We start from the raw sequence: 2,140 nt of genomic DNA on the forward strand, positions 1-2,140 counted from the left end.
CCCCGCGGCGAGCGCCGCGCCCACGTTCGACACCGACTGTCCGAGCCGTTCCACCCGCCGCAGAGGCTCGCCGCCGCCGCGGCGCAGCAGCACGTACCCGAACCCGACCGCGGTCACGCCGCGGGCCGCGAAGTCGTCGAGCCACGCGGTGAGCAGCGGCACGAACGCGGCATCGCGGGGCGTGGTCCCTCCGTCGCGGATCCACAGTTCCGCGTACGCCAGGGGCGTCAGCTCCTCGCGCTCGATCACCCACAGGTCGAGGTCGGCGGGCACCCACGCCTCGAGCCGCGCGAGCCCGGTGACGCCCTGCCGCGACTCCCAGTTGCCGAGCAGCTGCGCGATGCCCCCGCGGGTGAGGTGCGCCGGGGCCGCGCGCACGAACGTCTCCACCAGCGCGTCGCCGACGAGCCCGCCGTCGCGGTACTCGTACGCGGGCACGCCCTCGGTGCGCGGGGTGATCACGAACGGCGGGTTCGACACGATCAGGTCGAACGCCTCCCCCGCGACCGGGTCGAACATGCTGCCGTGACGGAAGTCGATGTTCGTCACGCCGTTGAGCTGCGCGTTGAGCTCGGCGTAGGCGAGGGCGCGGCGGGAGATGTCGGTCGCGACCACCGTTCCCGCGCGCCGGGCGACCAGCAGCGCCTGGATGCCGCAGCCCGTGCCGAGGTCGAGCGCGCGCTCCACCTGCACCGGCACGACGGTCTCCGCGAGGGTGCGCGACGCCCCGCCCACGCCCAGCACGTGGTCGGCGGGCAAGGGGCCGTCCAGCGCCACCTCGTCGAGGTCGCTCGCGATCCACCACTCGCCCACCCCGTCGGCGTCGACGAACGACTGCGGGCGCAGCAGCGCGCACGGTGCGACCGTGTCGCCCTCGACGCGCGCGAGCCCCAGGGCCACGAGGCCGTCCACTCCGAGCGTCGGGAGGGCCGACGCGACGGCGGCCTCCGGCTGCGGGAGCCCGAGCACGAACAGGCGGCCGAGGGTCGCGAGCACACCGTCGTCGTCGGCGATCGCGCGGAGGATCGGCTCGCGCATGCCGCGGCCGAGCGCGTCGTCGGCCTCCGTGCCCCACAGCTGCCGGAGCGGGTCCGACCGCAGGTCGGCGGCGTCGAGATCGGCGGCGAGGCGGGCGCTGCGGACGGGGTCGGGGACGGGTGCGGGGGCGTCGGACACGGCCGTCACTCTACGCGTCTTCAGGGTTCTCCTCCCTCGCGCCTCCTAGAATCGCAGGGTCAGTACTCACGATCCGCCCCTCCCCGGCGTTCGAGGAAGACCTTCATGACCGCGATCACCCCCCACACGGGCCTCCGTGTGCGCCTGCGACGGCTGGCGGCCGCGGTGATCGCCGCCTCCGTATGCGCTGTCGCGGTTCCCGCGGTCGCGGCCGCCGCGGATCAGAAGAGCGACGACGACACCCGCACGGTCGAGCTGCACGTCTCCGCAGGGCTGCGCGGCGTGGTCGCCCCCGGCACCTCCACGTCAGCCGTCGTCACGATCACCAACGGCACCGAGACCGAGCTGAGCGCCGGACGGGTCGAGATCGAGCTCGGCAGCACGCCCCTCACCACCTCCGACGCCGTGAGCGACTGGCTCGACGACGGTGAGACAACCGGCTCCTTCGTCTCGCTCGGCGACGAGGCGTCGAAGGCCGCCGACCCGGACGGCATCGCCACGACCACGGTGTTCGTGCCGCAGGAGACCATCGAGACTCTGGCCCCCGGCGTCTACCCGCTGCGGGCGGCACTGACCGGGGCGCGCACGGGCGACACCGGCGGCGAGCGCGCGGCCACGTGGGACACCACGGCCACGAGCGTGCTGGTGGTCAACGCGCCCTCGGCGAGCCCGGTCGGCGTCCTCGTGCCCGTCACCGCGACCCCGGCCGGCGGGGCCCTGCTGACGGCGGAGGAGCTCACGACGCTGACCGCACCGGAGGGCGCGCTCACGGCGCAGCTCGACGGGGTCTCCGGCACCACGGCCGTACTCGCGATCGACCCCGCGATCCTCGCGTCGATCCGCGCCCTCGGCACCGCGGCACCGGAGTCGGCGAGGGAGTGGCTGACGCGGCTCGACGAGCTCCCCAACCCCCGGTTCGCGCTGCAGTTCGGTGATGCCGACGTCACGGTGCAGGCGCAGACGG

At 74.7% G+C, this 2,140-nt stretch carries 2 protein-coding genes; one reads left to right on the forward strand and one right to left on the reverse strand.

Going from position 1 to position 2,140, the window contains the following annotated elements; all coding sequences use genetic code 11:
* On the reverse strand, window positions 1-1,176 hold a 1,176-nt coding region (locus DW299_RS04530), incomplete at its 3' end, for a class I SAM-dependent methyltransferase (protein WP_446724785.1).
* Window positions 1,177-1,281: 105 nt separating this feature from the next.
* Between DW299_RS04530 and DW299_RS04535 the strand changes: the two genes are divergently transcribed.
* A partial coding sequence (locus DW299_RS04535) for a DUF6049 family protein (RefSeq protein ID WP_522731635.1) occupies window positions 1,282-2,140 on the forward strand: 859 nt, incomplete at its 3' end.

This window comes from Microbacterium sp. K35 (assembly GCF_004794375.1).
In the GTDB taxonomy this organism is placed as follows: domain Bacteria; phylum Actinomycetota; class Actinomycetes; order Actinomycetales; family Microbacteriaceae; genus Microbacterium; species Microbacterium sufflavum.